Raw genomic sequence first — 22,454 nt, 5'->3', positions numbered from 1 at the left:
AGTATTGAACACACTTCCGGGAGCCTCATGACCGACACACACGCCTTCGACGACGCACTGACGCTGGAGGCTGTCCGCGACGGCGTCGTTCGAGGCCACACATCCACTTCATACAAAAACATGGTCGGACCGTTTGGCGGTCTCACAGCAGCAACGTTGATTCGCGCTGTCGAAGAACATCCCGATCGGCTCGGCGAACCGATTTCGATCACGATCAACTTCGCCGGCCCCATTGCCGACGGTGCGTTCGAAGTTTCCACTCGCGCTGTTCGCACCAACCGCAGCAATCAGCATTGGTATCTGGAACTGACTCAGAACGGCGTGGTCGCCACCACCGCAACGGCAGTGTTCGGGACGCGTCGGGAAACCTGGAACGACGTCGAGGCATCTTCCCCTGCCGCACCGGCGCCGTCCGATCTCGACGATGAAAGCTTCCCTGATTTCATCGCTTGGGCAAAGAACTACGATATGCGCTTCGCAGCAGGCAAACTCATCGAAGAAGAGTCAGCAGACTCGACCGCGACATTATGGGTGCGCGACGCTCCCCCGCGGCCGCTCGATTTCGCGTCACTGACCTCGATGTGCGACATCTTCTATCCGCGCGTGTTTCAGCGTCGCGGCAAATTCGTTCCAGCAGGGACGATTTCGCTCACCATCCACTATTTCGCCACGACTGAAGACCTGAAGATCCAGTCCGACGATTATGTCCTCGGTACCGCGAGCACCCGACGGTTCAATCAGGGATATTTCGATCAGTCGGCCGAACTATGGGGCACCGACGGCAGCCTGCTCGCGACCAGCCATCAGGTCGTTTACTACAAGGACTGACGGTTCTGCACACTATCGGTCGGTATCGACGGGATCCCGTCGATACCGCCCGATAGTGTGCAGAACGGGCGCTTACTACGCCATGTGAACGCCTGCGATTTCTTGCACTCCGCCCTTGCCGTCGAAGGACAGTTGCCGGAACGCGACCTTCTCGACGAAGAACCTGTCGTGACTCACGAGAATCACGGCTCCCGGGAACGCCATCAATGCCCGTTCGAGCACCTGGGTGCTCTGCAGGTCGAGGTGGTTGGTCGGTTCGTCGAGCACGATCACACCGGCGCCGAACAACAGACACTGCGCCAACGCCACACGCGCTTTCTGCCCACCGGACAGCACGCCGATACGCGTTTTGAGGTCCATCTCGGAAAACTGCAGCAATGTCAGGAAGCGATTGACTTCCTTCTTCGTCGCCGTCAGGGCCAGGCTGTCGGGCATCGCGTTGACCGAATGGGTGACCGTGTCATCGAGGTCGAGGTCGGCGAGCACCTGGTTGTAATAGATGAACGACGGCGCCTTGGTCTTCCATTTGATCTTTCCGCTGTCCGGTTGTTCCGAACCGGTGAGGATATCGACCAACGTAGTCTTGCCGCAGCCGTTCGGCCCGGTGATGGCGATGCGGTCTCCGCGATGAACAGTGAAGGACACACTGTCGAAGAGTTGTTGGTCGCCATAGCTTTTCGAGATTCCCGAGATCTCGGCCAGGTTGTCGTGCACATGGAGTCCGCCGTAGATCGCGGAGACGACGGTGTCCACCGGACGCGGCGCTTTGCTCTTCTTGATGTTCGCCAGACGACGCTTGAGCACACCACTCGGGTTTTTGACAGCTTCTTTGCGGTCGCTGATCGCCTCTTGTTCGTAGGCCAGCAATTGCTGTTCGTTGCTGAACTCGCGTTCGAGATTCTTGAGCCGAAACTGTTTCTGCTGAACGTAGTCCGAGTAGCTGCCTTCGTATGTCTGCAGGTGGTGGTTCTCGATTTCGACTATGCCGGTGACGACCTGCTCGAGGAATGCACGGTCGTGCGAGACGACGAGCAGTGCGCCACGGAAGTCGCGCAACCACCGCTCGAGCCAGGCGATGCCTGCGACGTCGAGGAAGTTGGTCGGCTCGTCGAGCAACAACACATCCGGGGCTTCGATCAGAATCTTGGCCAGAGCTGCTCTGTTTCGCCAACCGCCGGACAACCGGTCGACCGCCAATTCGCGGCGCTCGGGGTTGAACCCGAGCATCGAGAGCACGGTGTCGATTTCCTGGTGGTACGTCCAGCCGCCCTTGTGCTCCATCAGGTCCAGCAGTTCGGCCTGACGGTCGACGAGGCGGTACATCTCCTTCTCGTCGAGGTCTCCCCCGAGCTTGCCCTCGACCTCGGCGAGTTCTAGTTCGATCGCGTGAACCTCGGTGAACAGCGATTCCAATTCGGCTTGGATGCTGCGCTCGCCGTCGAGTTCGGAGAACTGCGAGAAGTAACCGATCCGTGCGCCCTCGGTGACGTCGACCGTGCCCGAATCCGGGGTCTCACGACCGAGTAACAGCTGCAGGAGGGTGGTCTTGCCGGTACCGTTCCGACCGATCAGGCCGACGCGGTCACCGTCTGCGAGGCGGAAGAAGACCTCACGCAGCATCACTTTCTGGTCGTATCCCTTGGCAACGTCGTTCAAGCGGATCCAGCTCAACGAAAAACAACTCCTGGGGATACGGGTTCCGGTTCAGTGTTGAACCAGCCCGCCCACTGTACCGGGCGGAGCGCAGTGAGCTGCTGTGACATCGGCGCTGGTCTCCGTCCTGTCAGACCTTTTCTGCCACGATCCGCCAGTTGAGGTCCGCGATCTTCGCACGCTCGGCCTGATTCCAGGCTTCGGCTCCGGTCTGAAGGAGTTGGAGCGACTCTTCGACCCACGGCGGCACGACCTTCACTCTTTCCAGCCCGCGAACTGCCTTGCGTCCGCGGCGTATCAGGTTGGCCTTCTCATCGCACAGAGGCCATGCTTCGCTTTTCGACGGAGCCGACAGCACGATCCGGAAGCCTGCTCGCTCGAGGGCCGCACACACATCTGCCGGGTACATCGACTGAGTCGCTGCAAGCGTGGGCAGGAACAACTTGTGAAGGGTGACGTGCTCTTCGTTTTCCCAGTCGAAGTACGGCGTCAGCAGGTACTCCGAGCAGGCATAGCGTCCGCCTGGTTTGAGGACCCGGTACATCTCCTCGGCGTGGGCATCGAGCTCGTCCTTCTTGAAGAACGGCCAGACTGCCTGGACGGAAAAGCAGCCATCGAAGGACTCGGACTCGTAGTCGAGAGGCTTGTGGTGATCTCCGAACTTGAAGTGCAGTCGATCACTCATGCCACATCTGGCCGCCCATTCGTCGGCATTCTCGAGCTGATTGGGGTCGATGTTGTAGCCCGAAACCTGCCCTCCGGTCAGCGTGGCCAAGTGGTGCGCGATTCGGCCACGTCCACATCCCATGTCGAGTAGATGGGACTGGGCGGAGTCCTTCAACGCCAACTCTTTCAGGAGCGCCTTCTCGAGCAGGATCTGGTTGCCGTAGAGCCCTTGCTTTCCATCGAGCAACGGCGGAATGTAGAGCTTCTCCAAATCGAACACCGACAGCATGTTGTTCAGGACCTTGTAGTAGTCCGCGACGGCCTTGGTCTCGTCAGCTGTGTCGGTCGACTCACCGGCTTGCATGCGTTGGAAGAACTGAAATGCGTCGATGGCCGACTGCTTGTCCTCGTCCGAAAGCGTCGCGAGCCTCTTGATTCCCGTTACAGCGGTCTTGATCCGATACCAGTCCACGTCTACACCCTTTCGACGACGGTCATCCTCGACCTCAAACTAGTACACGTTCTAGTTTTCCAGGACCGAATTACGACATCGTCGAACTGGCACTCGCGTCCGTCAGCCCCTGGACACTGCGGTAAGCGTTCCGTCCGGGGGCGTGACGACGGCGGGCGGACGGCCGGAGAGTAGGTCGAGTACCGCTTTGGGGCGAGCCAACCACTCGCGCGCATAGTTCCTCACAACCGCCAGCCAGTTGCATTCGCACTCGGCATCGATCCCGTGCGCATCGATGCCTGCGTCGCGGCACAGTGCGACGGCACGTGACACGTGCAGACCCTGGCTTACGATCAGTGCCTTACTCACGCCGAACGTGTCCGATGCACGGGCGCAGGTGTCGAAAGTATCAAGACCGTAGTCGTCGCCGACGATCTTGTCGCGATCGACTCCGGCGTCGACGAGATACTCTGTCATCGCCGCGATCTCGTTGCCCGAGCGGCCATGTGCGTCGCCGGACACCAGAATCGCCTGTGCTCTCCCGGAGTCGTATACCTCGATGGCGGCATCGAGCCGGCCGGAGAGAAACTTCATCGGCTTGCCATCTCGAACTTGCGAGCCGAGCACGATGACCACCGGCGCGTCGGGTGCGTCCGCAACGTCGTGAACACGACCGGACGACACCACGGCGACCCAGGCCGCCGATGCCAGGACTATCGCGAGGACCACTCCGATCGCTGCGCCGACCGCACGAATCATCGTGCGGCGAAACGTTTTCGATCGACGTTCGTTGTTCGCCCTACTCACCCGACTCCGATCGTCACCGTGCATGTGATGTCTCACGTATACGACAGCCAACCTACCTTGCGAGGATCGGCACGCTTCTGTCCGAATAACGGGAGATCCGGCGTGGCGCGAATGTCGCTACCATCGGCGTACATGGAACCGAAGAGCTACACCTCCGGCGAGCGAGTGTTCGGACCTCCCCGTGGAACGTTCGATGCAGATTGGGCAGCAACGGCGCTGCGCTCGAACCGCCCAGAACTCGACTTCGCGACCTCGGTACGTGCCGTCGAGCAGGCCTGGGAGCTCCTGCGAACCCGCGATCTCCGAGGCGCCGAACTGGCAAAAGCACTCGACATGGAACCCGATCTCGCTTCGGCGGTGGCAGCCGTCGCCACCGAGATCGCGGAGTTCTACCTCGATCGGCCTTAGCGCTCAGCGAAGTTCCGGCCCAACCGTCTGCACCTACAACTCCGAGCGGGCCGACGCCGGGAAAGAACGAGCCCGGAGTCATCGACATCTCGGTGCGGGTTTTTACTATCCGGTGACACCTGTCAGCTCGATGGGCGTGTGGGCCAGTTCGCCGGAGGTCGAAACTTCGCCGGTTGCCAGATCTACCGCGTGAACCGAGTTGCCGGCAGGATCCGACACGTATGCGGTGCCGCCCTGCACGAACAACGCCGGACGCGGTTCCTGCCACTTGACGGGCTCTTCCCAGGCATCGACGACCGGTATCGTCTCGGCGACGGCCTTCGTGTCGACGTCGATGATGTGGAGCGCTCCGTCGGTGCCGAGCACGATCGCGTCCCCGTCCGGTCCGCGGCCGAGCGAACGGAACGTGTAGCTGGTGCCGAGGTCTACCAGCGTGAGCTCACCCGTGGCGGTATCGGTCAACGACACGCGGGTCGGACGCTCCAGCTCGGCATCAGGATCACTCTTGTAGTCACCGAGCAGGATCCGCGAGTCCTCGTCGCCGGCCTGATTTCCGATCCGGCCGTAGGCGTCCGGACTCTGCACCTTGCGAATCTCGCCGTCACGGTAGATGAGCACGCCATCCTCGCATCCCACGACTACGGTCTCATCAGCGGCAACAGCTTCACCGTGCACGCCCGGGCATTCCTCGTTCCGGGCGATCTCCTTGCGATCGGCATCGAGCACGACGATGCCCGTGCGCTCGTCTTCATTTCCGATGGTGGTGAGCAGCGAGCCATCCGAGAGCGCCACTGCGACACCATGATGAGCCTCCGGCGTCGTATAGCTCTCGACTTCGGGCTTGCTGCCTTTGAGCAGCGCGGCCGACTCGAACATCTCGACCTTGCCGGTACCGTCATCGAAGAGCACCGTCTTGCCGTCGTGTCGCACGACGTGCCCCGGGGTGGTTGCGTCGAACTCGATGTCGGTCAACGCAGGAGTGGACGTATACGACTGCGAACTATCGGTCCAAGTACTGGCGTCGAGGGCGGTGAAAGCGCCTGAGCCGCTTACGAAGAGGTGCCGTCCGTCACCGGCGGGGTTGAGCCGAGTGAAACCTTCGATGCCGGAGATGTCCTCGACCGTCTCGAGCGTTGCGGCGTCGAGGATCAGTACGCCGCCGTCGTAGCTGGTGGCCAGCCGCGGTTGCGGCTCCGAATGAGACTGCGCAGCAGCCGTTTCGGCAGTGGTTTCGACAGACTCCGCTTCCGTGCCGGCTTCGGACGAGCAGGCCGCGAGAAGCGCGACCGAAGTACTCAGCGCGACTACCGCGCCGAGGTTGCGATACGAACGAATGATTTTCATGAACGGAAATATACCGCTTGTTGGAAATGATTGTCAAAACCATTAATTGAGACAGTCCAAGTGTTGCAACAGTTTTGGTCTGCTTCGATTCCGTAAGTGCACTACGACAGGCCGGATGCGACCATCGTCGAGTTGTACTCCATCATGTCCAGGTACGTCGACGCCTCGGAGTTCTCGTCACCCAACGATTCGGTGTACAGCTCGACCACGCCGATGTCCACGCCGGCCTCCGATGCCATAACCTGCGCCAACCGGTCGGGCTGCGAGGAGTCGACGAATATCGTTCTCACCCCTGCTGCACGTACTGTCCCGGCCAGGTCGGAGAGGTCCGATGCACTGGGCGAGGCCAGTGTCGTGCCACTCGGAATGATCGCTCCGATGATCTCGAAGTCGTATCGATCGGCGAGGTAGCCGAACACGTGATGGTTGGTCACCAATGTGCGCTTGTCCGGTGCGATCATTCCGAATCGTTCACCCATACGCTTATCGAGTTCGACGAGCTGCGCGCCGTATTGCGCAGCAGCAGAATCGATTGCGGACTTATCCACCCCCGCTACCGACTCCTTCACCGCATCGCGGATCAAGTCGACCACAGCGCGCATTCGGTTCGGGTCGGTCCAGACATGTGGGTCTTGCACTCCCGCCGACTGCCCGGTCACGTACGCGATGGGGTCGGCGGCGGGCCCTGCTTCGACGACGTCCACGCCCTCTGAGCGTGCGGCCTCGATTGTGTTTGCAACACCGCCCTCCAACCCGAGGCCATTGGCTATCAACAGCTCAGCCGACTCGACCTGAGCGGCCTCCGCCGCCGAGATTTCGAACGAGTGCGGATCCGAATTGGGCGGCATCAATACCAGTACGTCTGCCTGCTCGCCGACTACGTTCGACGTGATGTCACCGAGAATGTTCGTCGTGACCACCACGGTCGGCTTGTCGGAAGTACCCGCGTCCGAGCACGCCGTCAAGAGTAAAACAAGCGAAATAGCCAGCAGCACTATATATTTCATGCGCCGACCACGCCGACCGATGCAGGCGAGAAGCCGAGATCGAGGGTGCGGGAAATACGCCCTGCGTCGCGGTAGTCGATCTCGACGACAGTGTCTGTTACTGGGTCGGAGACGTACACCCTGTTGCCGCCGACCTGCACCGACGGCACCGGGCCGTCTTCGTCGTACCGCGCGGACAGCACCGGCGTCGACGACAGTTCCGCGCCGGTCACCCCGTCGAATGTGCGGAAGGTGCCATCCGTCTGCAGCGAGAAGATGGTCTTCCCGTCACCTGACACGCCGGATGCGAGTGTCTCGTCTGCGGTTTTCGCCTCGACCCAACGGCCCGAGCGGGTGTCGAGTGCGAGCACTCCCTCGGCGGTGGCCGCGGAGACGATTGCTCCCTTGCCTTGATGGTCGAACGACCATGCCCGATTTCCGACCGTCGGATAGGGCAGCTTGGCCGTAGTGAAATCGTCCTCGACCTTCAGTACGCCATCGTCGCACGCGAGCACGAAGTAACGCGAGAACACAGCCGCGCCGTGCATCTCGGGGCATGCCCCATCGAGAGTACGCACCAGTTCGCCTGCCTCGTTGTGCAATTCGAGTGTGTTCGGCACATCGTCCTCGTCACCCCCTCGCGATACGACGTACTGATCGGACACAGGGACGGCGATGCCGCGGTGGGGTGCGAGAGCATCGATCGTGGTGGCCACGGTCACCTCACCCTTGCTCAGCGTGTCGAAGTCGACGACGTCTGCCGTTCCCGTGCCGTCGTAGAAGACCGCCACCTTGCGATCACCCGTGACGATGTAGTTGGGATCCTCGCCCTCGAGCGATCCGATCGTGGCCGGGTTCTTGATGTACGAATGAGAGTGGTCGCCGTGCTCGATGGTCCACGAACCCGGGTCGAGGAAGTCGACGCGTCCGCCCTCGCCATCGACCGCGACGATGTAGCGGCCGTTCACCGTGGTCAGCTGGGCTGGATTCCCGACGTCGAAAGAACCGACGGATTCGTCGGTCGTCAGGTCGATGACCTCGATCCGTCCGGAGTCGGCGTCCGCGATCACCAGCCGCGGTTCCGGGCCCTCGACCTCCGTCGATCCAGCCTCCGCGGCGAGGTCACTCCCGGTGCGTGCAGCACCGGCCGTCGATTCGGCGGGGACTTCTGTCGCGGATTCGGCGCTGCTACATCCTGCAATCGCCACTGTGAATACACCGACGGTCATGATCAATTTCGGTACATACATCAAAACTCCTCACTGAAGCATTTACGATTCCCGGGTCGAGTGACGTCGGTCGGCCCCATCTGCTGCGCCTCCGCCCGCTTGGCTCTCAAAGCTTCCCGACTCGATTTCACGGTCGCGATCACGAAGAACTGCAGCACCGCCAGACCGGCAATGGTCGCGCCCGCTGCGGTGTTCGCGTTCCACGACACAACGAGACCGATCACTGTGGCCGACCACCCGAGCAGCGTGGCGATAATCATCGACTGCACGATCGGGCGGCCGAATAGGTACGCGGTTGCCGATGGTGCGACGAGCAAGCCGAACACGAGCAGCGTCCCGACGATGCGGAACGATGCCACGACTGCCAGCACGACGAGCGCCAGCAAAACCACGTGCGTCAGGCGGGGTCTGAAGCCGAACGTCTGCGCTTTACGTTCGTCGAAGACGAGCGCGACGAAGGGTCGATAGGCGACGACGGACACCGCCAACGCGACCACGGCGGCGAACGCGAGGAACACCAAGTCCGTATACGTCGCGGAGAGCACGTCGCCGAACAGGAAGGCCGTCAGATCGACGGCGAAGGACCGCGCCCGCGAGACGATGACGACCCCGAGTGCGAGCATGCCGACGAAGAGCAGTCCGATGCCGGTGTCCTCCGATAGGGACGAGTTGCGCGACACCCATGCCACTCCCGCGATCATCACCACTGCGCTCGCGGCGGCACCGACCATCAGATTTGCGCTCATCAAATAGGCGATTGCAACGCCGGGCAGCATTCCGTGCGAGATCGCATCGCTGAGAAATGCCATGCCGCGCAACACGACCCAGGTGCCGACGAGTGCGCACAGGATCGACACAAACATTCCGGCAAAAAGGGCACGCTGCACGAAAGAAACCGCCAGGGGGTCTAGTAACCAGTCCACGGCGAGGATACTATGTGACAATGGTTGTCATGAGCGAATCGGTGTCGGTGCAATCCCTGTCCGTTGCATATGGATCGACCATTGCATTGACGGATGTAAGCGCAAGCTTCGTGCCAGGCACCGTCACCGCCCTCGTCGGACACAACGGCTCCGGAAAATCGACGCTCCTGCAGGCACTCGCCGGCATCGTTCGCCCCACTTCTGGAACGGTGAACATCGGCCGACGACACGTCAGCTACGTCCCGCAACGCAGTGGTGTCAACGATCGCATGCCCGTCAGTGTGCGTGAGGTGATCGAGATGGGCACCTGGCCGCGGCGCGGCATTCTCGGTCGGGCCGGTTCGGCCGACAGGAAGTCCGTCGACGCCGCTATCGCACGCTTAAGACTCACCGAACTGCATTCACGCAGACTGTCGACTCTCTCCGGTGGCCAGCGTCAGCGCGCTCTCCTCGCCCAGTCGCTCGTCGAGTGCGGCGATCTCGTCCTCCTGGATGAACCCACCACCGGTCTCGACATGGAGGCCCGCGAGATCATCGACGGCGTCATCGACGACGAAGCAGCACGGGGAGCCATCGTCGTGATGGCCACGCATGACGCGGACGACGCCCGACGCGCCCACGCGACGATCATGCTCGGGCGGGGCGAGATCCTGAACTCGTAGCTGGTTCGGCCGACGAAGTCAGGACTGTGCATACTGTGATGCACGGCACATACCGCGGTGTCGTCGTTCGAGACCCGAGGAGTGAAAAATTTCGTGAAGAGCACCATGCAGGACACCCCGCTGTCGATCGGTCAACTCGTTCGGTTCGGCACCACGATTCACTCTGCCGCCGAGGTCACCACCTGGAGTGACAACGGCCCGACGACGGTCACTTTCGGCGATTTGGGTAGGCGCGCAGCACAACTCGCACACGCGCTTCGTGCCATCGGCATAGACGGCGACCAGCGCGTGGCAACGTTCATGTGGAACAACGCCGCGCACATGGAGGCGTACATGGCGGTGCCCGCCATGGGCGCGGTGCTGCACACTCTCAACATCAGACTGTTCCCGGAGCAGCTCACCTTTATCGCCGAACACGCTGAAGATCAGGTCATCATCGCCGACGCGAGCCTGTTACCACTGCTCACGCCGCTGCTTCCCACGATGTCGACCGTGCGCCACCTGATCGTCGTCGGTGCAGACGCGTCGGCCGTGCAGGCACCGGCGAGCATGACAGTGCTCGGTTACGAAGACTTCCTGTCGGGACACCCCGAAGAGTTCGATTGGCCCGAACTCGACGAACGATCCGCCGCAGCAATGTGTTACACCTCTGGAACCACCGGAGACCCCAAGGGAGTCGTGTATTCGCATCGCTCGATTTGGCTGCATTCGATGCAGGCATGCATGACCGACGCCATGGCAATTGCACAGTCCGACAAGGTACTTGCGATCGTCCCGATGTTCCACGCCATGTCCTGGGGACTCCCCTACGCCGCACTGATGGTCGGTGCCTCGCTGATCATGCCGGACAAGTATCTACAGCCTGCGCCTCTGGCCGAAATGATTTCCACCCTGCGCCCCACCGCCGCCGCCGCCGTTCCGACGATCTGGCAGGCACTCCACTCCTACCTGACCGAGCACCCCACCGATCTGTCGAGCCTGCGCGACGTGGTGGTCGGTGGGAGCGCATGCCCACCGAGCCTGATGCGTGCATTCCACGACGAGTACGGCGTTCACATCACCCAGGCCTGGGGCATGACCGAAACCTCTCCGCTCGGCACCTCCGGCCGGCCCGACGCCGGACTCTCCCCCGAGGACGAGTTCGATCTTCGTTGCACACAAGGTCGATTCGTGGCCGCTGTCCGCGCCCGACTCGTCGACGACGCCGGCAACGAACTGCCGTGGGACGGCAAGCAGGTCGGCGAACTCGAGGTTCGCGGTCCATGGATCACGGGCAGTTACTACCGCGGCGATGCTGCCGACAAGTTCGATGACGGCTGGCTCAGGACGGGCGACGTCGGCACCATCTCTTCGGGTGGATTCCTGCGGCTGACGGACCGATCGAAGGACATCATCAAGTCCGGTGGCGAATGGATCTCCTCGGTCGAGTTGGAGAACCAGGTAATGGAACACCCCGCTGTGCGCGAGGCAGCAGTCATCGGTGTTCCGGATCAGAAGTGGGACGAGCGTCCGCTGGTTGCCGTCGTCGTGCGCGACGGCGACAAAGTGACCGCCGAGGAACTACGTGAGTTCCTCTCCAGCCGGGTCGCCCACTGGCAGCTGCCGGAACGCTGGACATTCATCGAGGAAGTACCCAAGACGAGCGTCGGGAAGTACGACAAGAAGCGGCTGCGCAGCAATCACGCCGACGGCAAGCTCGACGTCGTGGAGCTGTCGTAGGGGCGTCGTAGAGCGATCTTTCGTCACGACGGCAGATCGCTCTACGACCCTTGAAAAAGGATCAGACGATTCCAAGCGCGATCATCGCGTCGGCGACTTTGATGAAGCCTGCAATATTTGCACCGTGCACGTAGTCGCCGGGCTTGCCGTACTCCTCCGCGGTGGCAATCGTCCGATGATGGATGCCGCGCATGATCGCCGCGAGTCGCTCGTCGGTGTATTCGAAGCTCCACGAGTCACGGGATGCGTTCTGTTGCATTTCGAGAGCCGAGGTAGCGACGCCGCCCGCATTGGCAGCTTTGCCCGGCGCGAAGGCGACGGATGCGTCGCGAAAAATCTGAGCCGCTGCGGGTGTGGTGGGCATGTTGGCGCCTTCGGCCACCACCTTGACCCCGTTTGCGACCAGGATCTTCGCCGCGTCGGCGTCGAGTTCGTTCTGAGTTGCCGACGGCATGGCGACATCGCAGGGCACGTCCCAGATCGACCCCGCCTCGGTGAACGTCGCTCCCGCGACGGTGTCGCAGTAGGTGCCTATACGTTCGCGTCGCACCTCTTTGATTTCCTTGAGAAGCTCGAGGTCGATGCCGTTGGGATCGACGATGTAGCCGGAGGAGTCCGAACACGCGACGACTTTGCCGCCGAGTTGGTGAACCTTCTCGATCGCATAGACCGCGACGTTCCCGGAACCGGACACGACGGCAGTCTTGCCGTCGAGGGAAGTCCCGAGCGCTTTGAGCATGTCGGCGACGAAGTACGCGACGCCGTACCCGGTTGCTTCACGCCGCACCTGGGAACCGCCCCAGGAGGTTCCCTTGCCGGTGAGCACCGCTGATTCGTACGAGTTGGTCAGCCGCTTGTACTGGCCGAACAGATAACCGATCTCGCGGCCTCCGACGCCGATGTCCCCGGCAGGAACGTCGGTGTATTCGCCGATGTGGCGATGCAACTCGGTCATGAACGACTGGCAGAACCGCATCACCTCGGCTTCGGACCGCCCCTTGGGGTCGAAGTCCGAACCGCCCTTGCCGCCACCGATGGGAAGGCCGGTGAGGGCGTTCTTGAAGATCTGTTCGAATCCCAGAAACTTGACGATCCCCAGGTTGACGGTGGAATGGAAGCGCAAGCCGCCCTTGTAGGGTCCGAGCGCGCTGTTGTACTGCACGCGGAATCCACGGTTGACATGTACCGATCCGGAGTCGTCTACCCAAGGAACCCTGAAGATGATCTGCCGTTCCGGCTCACACAGGCGCTCGATGAGTCCGGCTTCGGCGTATTCCGGGCGGCGATCGATGACGACCTTGAGCGAGTCGAACACCTCGGCGGCCGCCTGATGAAACTCGGGCTCGCCGGCGTTGCGCTTCAGGACTTGCTCATAAATCGTTTCGATCTGGTCACGCGTGGACACGCACTTGCCTCCTGGGTGAGAAATACGAAACATGACGGTAACAACCAGACCTGTCCCGTGATGATCCCGGCTACCTTCCAGCATCCCGACGGGCAGATAGTGTCTCGTGGCTCACATAATTGGTATCTCAAATGCATATTGAAATATTGTCGAGACATGCAGTTGACCCGGTTCACCGATCTCGGCCTGAGAATCGTTATGCGCCTGGCCGTCGAACAGCCTGGAGATCGCCCAGGCAGCAAGGACATTGCCGAGCAATTGGCGATCTCGTACACCCATGCTGCCAAGGTGATCGCTCGTCTGTCGGAGCTCGGAATTGTCGATGCTCGCCGCGGTCGCGGTGGTGGTTTGGCTATCACCGAGCTCGGTAGAACTGCATCGATCGGCTGGCTCGCACGCCGTCTGGAAGGCGAGTCGGAGGTCATCGAGTGTGATGGATCGAACCCGTGCCCGCTACGAGCCAGCTGCCTTTTGCGGCCGGCACTGCGGCGCGCACGAGAAGCGTTCTTCGCCTCTTTGGACGAGCTCCTCATCGAAGACGTCATCAGCCAACCGACGCGCGGGGTCCTGCTCACACTTCCTGCGATGCCCAGCAGGTCGCCAACAGTGAAAACAATGATCGGGGAATAGACATGCTTTCCACAGAATCCAAAGAGGTCATCCGGGCCACGCTCCCAGTCGTCGGTGCTGCCATCGGTGACATCACGACGACGTTCTACCGCACCATGTTCATCGATCACCCCGATTTGGAACGAAATCTGTTCAACCGCGGTAACCAGAAGCAGGGCGAGCAGCAGAAAGCATTGGCGGGTGCAATCGCCGCATTCGCGTCCTTGCAGCTGGAAGAGGACCAGGATCGGGTGGACATGATCCTTTCCCGTATTGCCCACAAGCACGCCTCTTTGGGCATCGAACCGGCGCAATACCAGGTCGTTTACGAGTACCTGTTTGCCGCGATCGCCACGGAACTGGGAAGCGCTGTCACACCAGAGGTTGCGGCTGCGTGGACGGAGGTCTATTGGATGATGGCCGACATGCTGATCTCGATGGAGGCCGGCTTGTACAAGAGCGCGGGCGTCGAGATCGGTAATGTGTGGCGGCAGGTCCGCGTGCTCGACCGACGCTTCGAATCGGCAGATACCGTCTCGTTCGTGCTCGCCTCCCTCGATGGCGACCCGCTACCGAGTTTCATTCCGGGCCAGTATCTTTCCGTCGCGGTTCACCTCGAGGACGGGGCGCGCCAGATTCGGCAGTACAGCCTGTCCTCGGCTCCAGCGGACGCTGACTGGCGGATCACCGTCAAGCGCATCCCTGCGAAGGTATCCGCAGACGGTTCGGAAGTAGCTGCCGGTGAAGTGTCGAACTACCTGTTCAACAACGTCTTCGAGGGTGACATTCTCGATGTGACCACACCGTTCGGTGACTTGATGCTCACGGACGACGATGCACCGCTGCTGCTCGTGTCGGCGGGAATCGGCTGCACTCCTATGATCGGCATGTTGAACTACCTGGCCGAAAACAATGACACGCGCTCCATCTCGGTGCTGCATGCCGACCGGACCCAGAGCGATCATGCCCACCGCGCCGAATTGGGTCACCTCGTCGATCGCATCCCCTCGGCGACCCTGCACCGTTGGTACGAGAACCTCGGTGCGCGTCCTTCCAACGATTCGATCAGCATGGGCCGCGCGCAGCTGAACAACATCGACGTCGCACCCGACGCACACGCGTACGTCTGCGGACCGTTGCCCTTCATGCTCGAAATTCGGAACGCATTGATGGACAAGAACGTGGCGACCGAGAACATTCACTTCGAGGTCTTCGGTCCGGACAGCATGGGGATTCAGCGCACCGCGTAAGTAGTAGAAGTATTCTCGCCGGTGAGGTCGGGGCGAACGACAGCCGACCTCACCGGCTCACCCATGCACCCGCGCCGCACCTCTCGTTACCAAGGCAAATGGTATTTTGTGGACATCACGGCGACCGCCGCCAACGATATGTCGAGTTGGAACGAGAACCATGGACGAGCACGCGGCGCCGGATCGGCACAGCACACTGATGATGGTTCTGGTAGTCACCTCGATCATCGCAACGGGGATCGTCGTCGCCGGTCTCACCGCGACACCCGAGGAACCGGAGTTGACGGTGCAGCCCGTCACCTCGACGGTGACTCCGCCTCCCACACCGGAGGAGTACGTGCTCGTCACCCCCGAAGTCGATTACCCGCAAGTGATTCCGGGATGCACCGCTGTGGACGAACCCGAAGAGACCCTGTACTCGAGCCTGTTTGTCTCCTCGGTGCAGAGCTACGACAACCCTGCGGCCCCATGGTTCAGCGGACCCAAGGCACACCTGATGTCCGAGGCATTGGTCCGAGTACTGCCCGGCGACACCGAGTTCGATGACGGGGTGATCCCCTACTTCGACCCGATTCCGGAACGCGAAGGGGCAGCCGAAGAAGAGGTCGTCGACTCGACGAACGCCACGGCTTCCATCTCGCGGAACAACCGGTCGGGCTACCTCAGCGTCGGAGTCTCACAGAGCACAGGCTCGGTACCGCCCTGTGTCGCCGGAAATCTCGACGAGCGAAGAACCATGCCCGACGGGACTGTCGTCGACACTCATGACACCTGGCAGGAAGTCAACGGCGAGCGAACCTCCGAGCGCAGTGCATTCGCGTACCGTACCGATGGTTCGTGGATCGCTGTGTATCTCTCCGCGCCCGGTCAGCAGGAGGATCTTCCGATTCCGCTCGACATTCTCGCCGATATCGCGACCGACCCAGCGTTCATCACCTCGAGTGCTCCTCCGGCCGGTACTCCGGGAAACTCGGCGGACTGCGGATCCTCGGCTTTCTCCGACACCACTGGATCGTTCACCGCCCCGGATATCTCTGCATTGAATGCTGCTCTACGGCAAGCGAACACCGAATCACTGGCCCCATCGCCGTCTCTCGGATCGTTGCGTACCCACCACGGGGGCGGTGCATTGTGCCAGGTAGTGAACAGTGCCGCAGGACAGTTGACCATCACCATCGGCGACACGGCGCAACCCGATCCAGGTCGGTACACGAGCGGCACGTCGGTCTCGGTACCGACCCCATCGGGACTTACAGTCACGATCGCGACGGAAACACCCTGGGATACAGCAGTCTTGGAGCAACTGGCGTCGACCCCGAGATTGGACCTGTCATGAAGCCTCGCACTCGACTGATGATCGCTGGAGCCGCGGCTGTCCTCACGGTGTCGGCGGCAACCGTGACGCTGACACAGGATCGCACGACGACGACCAAGCGCATCACCGATTCCACCCCCGGCGCGCCTGGGTTAGCCTGGGCCACAGAGGTATCCGAGAGCGGTCTCGAGGGTGCGAGTTATGCAGACCCCCGAACCGGATCGGAGTATCCGTGGGGCGCGGGCGCCATTCGTGCCGAAAACATCCTGCTCACTCTTGCGGTTGTACCCGATGGAGACTCCCCTAACTCCGACGCAGTCATGGTCGGCGTCGATGCCGATACCGGCGACGTGAAATGGACAAGCCCTGCGCGTGATCTCGCGGCATGCGCCGAGACACCCCTGGGCGGGCAACTCGTGTGCCACTCACCCTCGTACGGTGAGGCACCCGGACTGGTCACGTTCGATATCGAGACCGGTGAGTCTCGGCACTTCGACAGTGCACCGGATATCTTTGCAACCACCGTCGCGAACGATCGAATCTACGTCGCCGAAGGCGATCTCGAAGGCGGCGAGGTTCAGCTCCACCGCGGAACCCTGGACGACTACGACGCCGACTGGACTGTTCCACTCGACGTCTCGGGCGGCTGGGAAGACCAGTACGCAGACCAACTGATGATCGGTTCAGATCTCGCACACTTCGATCTCGGCGGAAGCTTCACCACGTTCGACGCTGAGACGGGTGTCCCGGTGTGGTCGTCGGATGTCCTCGGTGACTGCCTCATCGCGCAGTACCGAACTTCGGGTGACATCGCCATCGGTTCCACTTACGATTGCGACTCGCGATCCTCCGATGTCACCGGAACGATCGCATTCACGCGCACCGGTGATCCCCTGGCCACCTCGTCGAGTGCAGCCGAGCACTACTTGTCCATCGACGAGCCGACGGATTCTTCGATTCCCTTCGTCCTGGGTGATACTGCGTTCGACCGCGTGAGCGGTGAACAGCGCTGGCGCAGCGATCAACTCGTCTTCGACAGACCGGCGGACGAGTGGAACGAAGCGAGAACTCTGGGAACGTTGAATGCGGTAGTCGGAGACGTCGGGCTGTTGCGGTTCGATCAGAGCACGACAGCGATCGACCTACGTTCGGGGCAACAACTGTGGCATTCCGACCAATCGTGGTCGATCATCGCGCGCGACGGTGACACGGTGCTCACCTCCACGGAGGGGTTGCTAGCCGCTGTCGACGTTCGGACCGGCGAAGAGCTGTGGTCGGCCGAGTACGCCAAGATGCTGCCCGGGTCGTCGTCATCGATGGACACCTATGTCGAAGGCGGCGACGGGAGGTACGTACTTCAGTCGAGTTCGACTCTGGCGCAGCTGAAACCGTTGCCGTGATGGCCGCGATACACCGGAGAGATACGAGGGTTCGTCAGCGCGGGCCGAACTGACGGTCCCCTGCGTCGCCGAGTCCGGGTACCACTATGGCATCCTCGTCGAGCCCTTTGTCGATACTCGCCGTCACCAGCCGTATCGGAAAAGTCGAACTCCTCAATGCTGCAACGCCTTCCGGAGTAATCACCACGCATACGACGGCTACATCGGTGGCTCCGCGCGCGACCAACAGTTCGATCGTGCGCAACATCGACCCGCCGGTGGCCACCATCGGATCCAGAACGAACACCGGGGTATCGGACAGATCGACGGGCAACGACTCGAGGTACGGCACCGGCTCGAGGGTCTGCTCGTCTCGCGCCATTCCGACGAAGCCGACCCCTGACTGCGGGATCAGAGCGCTCGCCTGCTCGACCATCCCGAGTCCGGCACGCAGGACCGGTACCAGCAGTGGCGGATGCGCGAGCCGTACTCCGGCAGTAGGTGCAACAGGAGTGTTCACCTCGAACTGCTCCACCTTGGCATCGCGCATCGCCTCGTACACCAACATGTGGGTCAGTTTCCGCAAGGCGGACCGAAAGGACGCGTTGTCACTGCGCACGTCACGCATCGTCGTCAGAAGTGTTGCCGCGAGCGGATGGTCGACCACATGCATGTCCATGGTCGAAGACTAAGGGGTCCCTGCTGCGGGTTCGCAAGCGAAAATGTGCCGAGCAGCCCGCCCAGTGTCGGCAACATTTGCCAGGGACTTCCCGACGGCATGCACGTTGACTCGTGACCTATGACACCTCCTGATTCCGTTGGGCCCGTGAACTCCGTCGGTCCATTGAGTGATTGTCTCGTCGTCGATCTTTCCCGCGCATTGGCCGGACCGCATGCAGCGATGATGCTGGGCGATCTCGGTGCGCGCGTGATCAAGGTCGAGTCACCCACCGGCGGTGACGACACCCGAAGCTGGGGTCCGCCGTTCGTTCCGGACGAAGACGGTGAACGGCATTCGACGTACTTCTTGTCCTGCAACCGCAACAAGGAGTCCATTGCTCTCGACCTCAAGGCCGACGATGGCCGCGAGACGCTGACCGAGTTGATCGGTCGTGCGGACGTACTCGTCGAAAACTTTCGGCCAGGGGTACTCGATCGTCTCGGATTCAGCATGGAGAAGCTGCTCGAACTCAACCCACGTCTGGTGGTGCTCTCGATCACCGGATTCGGTCACGACGGACCCGAAGGTGCTCGACCCGGGTACGACCAGATCGCTCAGGGTGAAGCCGGGTTGATGTCGTTGACCGGGCCGTCACGAGAAGAGCCGACACGGGTGGGCGTCCCGATCGGGGACCTGCTGGCAGGAATGAACGGCGCCTACGGCGTGGTCGCTGCACTGCACGAGCGCAACACCACGGGCCGCGGCCGGGTGGTACGCACCAGTCTGTTGGCCTCCATCGTCGGGGTACACGCGTTTCAGGGCACTCGCTACACCGTTGCCGGTGAGGTGCCTCGCCCGACCGGTGGGCATCATCCGTCGATCTGCCCGTACGGGCTGTTCCACTCGGCCGAGGGTCCGGTCCAGATCGCGGTGGGCAGTGAAGGTTTGTGGCGCCGCTTCGCACCCGAGTTCGGACTCGACCGGCCGGAGTGGGCTACCAATCCGCAACGGGTCGCCGACCGGGATGCGGTCATCGCCGCGGTCGAGGAGAAGTTCGGTGAATGGCCCAGCGACAAGCTGCTCGGAGTATTGAATGATCTCGGCGTTCCAGCCGGCAGGGTCCGCGATCTAGCAGAGGTCTACACCTGGGAACAGACGCGCTCGCAGGGGCTGCTGATCGACGTCGACCATTCCGCCTTGGGCACGATCAGCCTGCCTGGACCGCCTCTACGCTTCGACGACGACTGTGACGGTGCCGGTATGCGCGAAACCCACGCTGCGCCGCCTACCCTCGATCAACACGGTGACTCCATTCGCGCATGGCTCGAGACAGCCCGATGACTCGCGCGGGTGCGCCGCCCCGGCTCGGGGCACTCGAACTCGTCGAAATGGTCGTCGACAACGAGAGCTTCTTCAGATGGGACAGTGAGCCACTGGCCCCGATAGGCGTGCACGGACCACCGGAGCAGAGCTATCTCGACGAACTGGATGCGGCCCGGACGAGTACCGGGCTGGACGAGGCCGTACTCACCGGCGAGGCGTTACTCGATGGCCGCCGAGTCGCAATCGTCATGTGCGAGTTCAAGTTTCTGGCGGGCTCGATCGGGGTCGCGGCGGCGGAGCGATTGGTTCTGGCGATCGAGCGTGCCACCGCCGAGAGTTTGCCGCTGTTGGCGGTACCTACCTCGGGGGGTACTCGCATGCAGGAGGGCGCTGTCGCCTTTATGCAGATGGTCAAGATTTCGGCTGCAGTCGCAGCGCACAAGTCGGCGGGCCTCGCCTACGCCGTCTATCTTCGCCATCCGACGACGGGTGGAGCGTTTGCCTCTTGGGGTTCGTTGGGGCACGTGACTGCCGCCGAGCCGGGTGCACTTGTCGGGTTCCTCGGCCCGCGCGTCTACAAGGCGTTGTACGGCGAGGACTTTCCTGCCGGCGTGCAGACGGCGGAGAATCTGGCCGCCCATGGTCTGGTCGACGCAGTGGTGGCCCCGGAGAAGTTGCGCGAGGTTGCGATCGCAGCACTTGCGGTCTTGTGCGCTCCCCATGAGCCACCGCCGCCGGTACCGAACGTGCCGCTCGAAAGTTTGGACGATGTTCCCGCTTGGGAGTCGATCGGTCGGTCACGACGCTCGGACAGGCCAGGGGTCCGGCGACTGGTGAAGGCCGCGGCGAACACCGTCACGCCGCTGCAGGGAACCGGTGCAGGCGAATGGGAACCAGGGTTGTTCTTGGCACTGGCCAAATTCGGTGCCTCGGCCTGCGTGCTGCTGGGCCAGGACCGCACTTTTGCAGATCTGCCGCTCGGGCCCGCAGGGTTGCGGGAAGCGCGTCGCGGGATGCGACTGGCGGAGGAACTTCGGTTGCCGCTGGTCACTGTCATCGACACCGCGGGCGCTGCGCTGAGCAAGGAGGCGGAGGAGGGCGGTCTGGCCGGTGAAATTGCCCGCTGCCTGGTCGAACTGACCACCCTGACGGCGCCGACGATCTGCCTGCTCCTGGGCCAAGGCGGAGGTGGCGGCGCGCTCGCTCTGCTCCCTGCCGATCGAGTGCTCTGTGCACAGCACGCCTGGCTGTCCCCTTTGCCACCGGAGGGAGCGTCCGCGATCAGGTTCCACACCACTGATCGCGCCGCCGAGATGGCGGATGCACAGGGTGTGCGCAGCCTCGACCTGCTCAGAAACGGGGTCGTCGACCGAATCGTGGCCGAGCGTCCGGACGCCGCCGATGAGCCCGCGGAGTTCCTGTCTCGGCTCGGCGAAGTGCTCGAACATGAGCTAGCCCAATTGCTGGCGGCCGATCCGAAGGATCTGGTGGCGTCTCGCCTGAGCCGCTATCGCAGCTTGGGTGTATCGAAATAACGAAAAACCCTGCCGGTTTGGGCAATCCTTGCCAGTGCAGGTACCCCGGCCTGTAAGTAGCGTCACAAGAGTGAGGGTGCCGCACCGTGTGGCTACCGGCTGACTCTGCAGTACCCACAGTTCCCCAATAGAGGAGATTTCAGTGCCCGAAGCAATCGAGGTTCGCAAGGTCCCGCTGCACAACGTGTCCGATGCTAGCGAGCTGGCCAAGCTCGTCGACGACGGAGTGCTCGACGCCGACCGTGTTATCGCAATCATCGGCAAGACCGAGGGCAACGGTGGCGTCAACGACTACACACGCATCATCGCCGACCGCGCTTTCCGCGAGGTGCTGTCTGCGAAGGGAACCCGTAGCGCCCATGACGTCGGCGAGGTGCCGATCGTCTGGTCCGGTGGAACAGATGGCGTCATCAGCCCGCACGCGACGATCTTCGCGACCGTGCCTGCAGAGAAGGCCGTCAAGACCGACGAGCCACGCCTGACTGTCGGCGTCGCCATGAGCGAGCAGCTGATGCCCGAGGACATCGGCCGCACCGCGATGATCACCAAAGTCGCTGCGGCAGTGAAGGATGCCATGGCCAACGCCGGCATCACCGATCCCGCGGACGTGCACTACGTACAGACCAAGACACCGCTGCTGACCATTCACACCATCCGTGATGCCAAGAGCCGTGGCAAGACCGTCTGGACCGAGCAGACTCACGAGTCGATGGACCTGTCGAACGGAGGCACGGCACTGGGGATTGCAGTCGCCCTCGGCGAAATCGACATGCCGACCGACGAGGACGTCATGCACAGCCGTGAACTGTACTCCGCAGTCGCTTCTTGCTCCTCGGGCGTCGAGCTCGACCGCGCTCAGATCGTCGTCGTCGGCAACGCACGCGGCGTCGGTGGCCGTTACCGCATCGGTCACAGCGTCATGAAAGATGCACTCGATCAGGACGGCATCTGGAATGCGATCCGCGACGCCGGTCTCGAACTCCCCGAGCGCCCGCGCACCAGCGACCTGGACGGCAAGCTCGTCAACGTCTTCCTCAAATGCGAAGCAAGCCAGGACGGAATGGTCCGTGGGCGACGCAACGCAATGCTCGATGACTCGGACGTGCATTGGCATCGTCAGATCAAGGCGTGCGTGGGCGGCGTCGCCGCGTCCGTGACCGGCGACCCGGCCGTGTTCGTATCGGTCTCGGCTGCACACCAGGGCCCAGAGGGTGGCGGCCCCGTTGCCGCCATCGTCGATCTCGGCCAGTAGCAACACCCCGTTCCATCGGCGCCGCGCCGAAGCCGCACATCCAGGCTTC

At 62.2% G+C, this 22,454-nt stretch carries 20 protein-coding genes; 11 read left to right on the top strand and 9 right to left on the bottom strand.

The genetic code is table 11. The annotated features are described in order from the left end of the window. Positions 1–27 precede the first annotated feature (27 nt). Entirely contained in the window at positions 28–828 is an 801-nt protein-coding gene (locus O1W68_RS19035; RefSeq protein ID WP_269306223.1) for an acyl-CoA thioesterase, read from the top strand. Positions 829–903: 75 nt separating this feature from the next. Here O1W68_RS19035 and O1W68_RS19030 read toward each other — a convergent pair whose 3' ends face one another. The 3 genes from O1W68_RS19030 to O1W68_RS19020 form a co-directional block, all read right to left on the bottom strand. Continuing rightward, a complete protein-coding gene (locus O1W68_RS19030) occupies positions 904–2,499 on the bottom strand; it encodes an ABC-F family ATP-binding cassette domain-containing protein (protein ID WP_269306222.1) in 1,596 nt (531 codons plus the stop codon). 112 nt (positions 2,500–2,611) lie between these two features. Then, positions 2,612–3,619, bottom strand: coding sequence for a class I SAM-dependent methyltransferase (locus tag O1W68_RS19025; RefSeq protein WP_269306221.1), 1,008 nt, complete (start codon positions 3,617–3,619; stop codon positions 2,612–2,614). Positions 3,620–3,721: 102 nt separating this feature from the next. Further along, positions 3,722–4,357 (bottom strand): SanA/YdcF family protein, encoded by a 636-nt coding sequence (locus O1W68_RS19020; RefSeq protein WP_269306316.1) that lies wholly within the window; start codon positions 4,355–4,357, stop codon positions 3,722–3,724. A 180-nt stretch (positions 4,358–4,537) separates the two neighbouring features. Between O1W68_RS19020 and O1W68_RS19015 the strand changes: the two genes are divergently transcribed. Continuing rightward, positions 4,538–4,813 (top strand): hypothetical protein, encoded by a 276-nt coding sequence (locus tag O1W68_RS19015; protein WP_269306219.1) that lies wholly within the window; start codon positions 4,538–4,540, stop codon positions 4,811–4,813. A gap of 105 nt (positions 4,814–4,918) precedes the next feature. Here the strand turns inward: O1W68_RS19015 and aztD are convergent, their stop codons facing one another. From aztD to aztB, 4 genes are all read right to left on the bottom strand, one after another. Further along, positions 4,919–6,157 (bottom strand): zinc metallochaperone AztD, encoded by a 1,239-nt coding sequence (gene aztD, locus O1W68_RS19010; protein WP_269306216.1) that lies wholly within the window; start codon positions 6,155–6,157, stop codon positions 4,919–4,921. A 101-nt stretch (positions 6,158–6,258) separates the two neighbouring features. Then, on the bottom strand, positions 6,259–7,164 hold the full coding sequence (gene aztC / locus O1W68_RS19005; protein ID WP_269306214.1) for a zinc ABC transporter substrate-binding protein AztC: 906 nt from the start codon (positions 7,162–7,164) through the stop codon (positions 6,259–6,261). Then, positions 7,161–8,393, bottom strand: coding sequence for a WD40 repeat domain-containing protein (locus tag O1W68_RS19000; RefSeq protein ID WP_269306213.1), 1,233 nt, complete (start codon positions 8,391–8,393; stop codon positions 7,161–7,163). The genes aztC and O1W68_RS19000 overlap by 4 nt, the downstream gene beginning before the upstream one ends. Further along, positions 8,393–9,295: a zinc ABC transporter permease AztB gene (aztB, locus tag O1W68_RS18995; RefSeq protein ID WP_269306210.1), complete on the bottom strand. Its 903-nt coding sequence runs from the start codon at positions 9,293–9,295 to the stop codon at positions 8,393–8,395. Before aztB ends, O1W68_RS19000 begins: the two co-directional genes overlap by 1 nt. A 29-nt stretch (positions 9,296–9,324) precedes the next feature. On the opposite strand from aztB, the gene aztA reads away from it, so the two are divergent. Then, complete coding sequence (gene aztA / locus O1W68_RS18990; RefSeq protein WP_269306208.1) at positions 9,325–9,957, top strand: zinc ABC transporter ATP-binding protein AztA; 633 nt, start codon at positions 9,325–9,327, stop codon at positions 9,955–9,957. A 93-nt stretch (positions 9,958–10,050) separates the two neighbouring features. Further along, on the top strand, positions 10,051–11,676 hold the full coding sequence (locus O1W68_RS18985) for a long-chain fatty acid--CoA ligase (RefSeq protein WP_269306206.1): 1,626 nt from the start codon (positions 10,051–10,053) through the stop codon (positions 11,674–11,676). Between the two features lie 61 nt (positions 11,677–11,737). Here O1W68_RS18985 and gdhA read toward each other — a convergent pair whose 3' ends face one another. Further along, positions 11,738–13,081, bottom strand: a complete 1,344-nt coding sequence (gene gdhA, locus O1W68_RS18980; protein WP_269306204.1) for an NADP-specific glutamate dehydrogenase — start codon at positions 13,079–13,081, stop codon at positions 11,738–11,740. 156 nt (positions 13,082–13,237) lie between these two features. Here gdhA and O1W68_RS18975 point away from each other — a divergent pair, with 156 nt between their 5' ends. From O1W68_RS18975 to O1W68_RS18960, 4 genes are all read left to right on the top strand, one after another. Then, positions 13,238–13,711, top strand: a complete 474-nt coding sequence (locus O1W68_RS18975) for an RrF2 family transcriptional regulator (protein WP_269306202.1) — start codon at positions 13,238–13,240, stop codon at positions 13,709–13,711. 2 nt (positions 13,712–13,713) lie between these two features. After that, positions 13,714–14,940 (top strand): globin domain-containing protein, encoded by a 1,227-nt coding sequence (locus O1W68_RS18970; RefSeq protein WP_269306200.1) that lies wholly within the window; start codon positions 13,714–13,716, stop codon positions 14,938–14,940. 160 nt (positions 14,941–15,100) lie between these two features. Then, complete coding sequence (locus O1W68_RS18965) at positions 15,101–16,276, top strand: hypothetical protein (protein ID WP_269306198.1); 1,176 nt, start codon at positions 15,101–15,103, stop codon at positions 16,274–16,276. Next, positions 16,273–17,655, top strand: coding sequence for an outer membrane protein assembly factor BamB family protein (locus tag O1W68_RS18960; protein WP_269306196.1), 1,383 nt, complete (start codon positions 16,273–16,275; stop codon positions 17,653–17,655). Before O1W68_RS18965 ends, O1W68_RS18960 begins: the two co-directional genes overlap by 4 nt. A 34-nt stretch (positions 17,656–17,689) precedes the next feature. Here O1W68_RS18960 and upp read toward each other — a convergent pair whose 3' ends face one another. Continuing rightward, positions 17,690–18,313: a uracil phosphoribosyltransferase gene (gene upp / locus O1W68_RS18955; RefSeq protein WP_269306195.1), complete on the bottom strand. Its 624-nt coding sequence runs from the start codon at positions 18,311–18,313 to the stop codon at positions 17,690–17,692. 120 nt (positions 18,314–18,433) lie between these two features. On the opposite strand from upp, the gene O1W68_RS18950 reads away from it, so the two are divergent. The 3 genes from O1W68_RS18950 (at position 18,434) to O1W68_RS18940 (ending at position 22,405) form a co-directional block, all read left to right on the top strand. Beyond that, on the top strand, positions 18,434–19,636 hold the full coding sequence (locus O1W68_RS18950) for a CaiB/BaiF CoA transferase family protein (protein ID WP_269306194.1): 1,203 nt from the start codon (positions 18,434–18,436) through the stop codon (positions 19,634–19,636). After that, a complete protein-coding gene (locus O1W68_RS18945) occupies positions 19,615–21,153 on the top strand; it encodes a carboxyl transferase domain-containing protein (RefSeq protein WP_269306192.1) in 1,539 nt (512 codons plus the stop codon). Before O1W68_RS18950 ends, O1W68_RS18945 begins: the two co-directional genes overlap by 22 nt. Before the next feature lie 142 nt (positions 21,154–21,295). After that, positions 21,296–22,405 carry a ring-opening amidohydrolase gene (locus O1W68_RS18940; RefSeq protein ID WP_269306190.1) on the top strand — a complete coding sequence of 370 codons (1,110 nt, stop codon included), beginning with the start codon at positions 21,296–21,298 and terminating at the stop codon, positions 22,403–22,405. The last annotated feature ends 49 nt before the right edge of the window (positions 22,406–22,454 follow it).

Origin of the sequence: Rhodococcus sp. H36-A4 (assembly GCF_027158005.1) — a bacterium.
Lineage (GTDB): Bacteria > Actinomycetota > Actinomycetes > Mycobacteriales > Mycobacteriaceae > Rhodococcoides.
The sequence above is the reverse complement of the archived record's forward strand: the minus strand, read 5'-3'. Positions and strand labels throughout refer to the sequence as shown.

What these genes read in the sequence shown, in the direction of transcription:
- O1W68_RS18945 (WP_269306192.1), top strand. Translation starts at nt 19,615, where the DNA reads ATGGCTCGAGACAGCCCGATGACTCGCGCGGGTGCGCCGCCCCGGCTC.
- aztD (WP_269306216.1), bottom strand. Translation starts at nt 6,157, where the DNA reads ATGAAAATCATTCGTTCGTATCGCAACCTCGGCGCGGTAGTCGCGCTG.
- O1W68_RS19035 (WP_269306223.1), top strand. Translation starts at nt 28, where the DNA reads ATGACCGACACACACGCCTTCGACGACGCACTGACGCTGGAGGCTGTC.
- O1W68_RS19015 (WP_269306219.1), top strand. Translation starts at nt 4,538, where the DNA reads ATGGAACCGAAGAGCTACACCTCCGGCGAGCGAGTGTTCGGACCTCCC.
- aztA (WP_269306208.1), top strand. Translation starts at nt 9,325, where the DNA reads ATGAGCGAATCGGTGTCGGTGCAATCCCTGTCCGTTGCATATGGATCG.
- O1W68_RS19000 (WP_269306213.1), bottom strand. Translation starts at nt 8,393, where the DNA reads ATGTATGTACCGAAATTGATCATGACCGTCGGTGTATTCACAGTGGCG.
- upp (WP_269306195.1), bottom strand. Translation starts at nt 18,313, where the DNA reads ATGGACATGCATGTGGTCGACCATCCGCTCGCGGCAACACTTCTGACG.
- O1W68_RS18975 (WP_269306202.1), top strand. Translation starts at nt 13,238, where the DNA reads ATGCAGTTGACCCGGTTCACCGATCTCGGCCTGAGAATCGTTATGCGC.
- O1W68_RS18950 (WP_269306194.1), top strand. Translation starts at nt 18,434, where the DNA reads ATGACACCTCCTGATTCCGTTGGGCCCGTGAACTCCGTCGGTCCATTG.
- O1W68_RS19020 (WP_269306316.1), bottom strand. Translation starts at nt 4,357, where the DNA reads ATGATTCGTGCGGTCGGCGCAGCGATCGGAGTGGTCCTCGCGATAGTC.
- O1W68_RS18965 (WP_269306198.1), top strand. Translation starts at nt 15,101, where the DNA reads ATGGACGAGCACGCGGCGCCGGATCGGCACAGCACACTGATGATGGTT.
- O1W68_RS18970 (WP_269306200.1), top strand. Translation starts at nt 13,714, where the DNA reads ATGCTTTCCACAGAATCCAAAGAGGTCATCCGGGCCACGCTCCCAGTC.
- O1W68_RS18960 (WP_269306196.1), top strand. Translation starts at nt 16,273, where the DNA reads ATGAAGCCTCGCACTCGACTGATGATCGCTGGAGCCGCGGCTGTCCTC.
- aztC (WP_269306214.1), bottom strand. Translation starts at nt 7,164, where the DNA reads ATGAAATATATAGTGCTGCTGGCTATTTCGCTTGTTTTACTCTTGACG.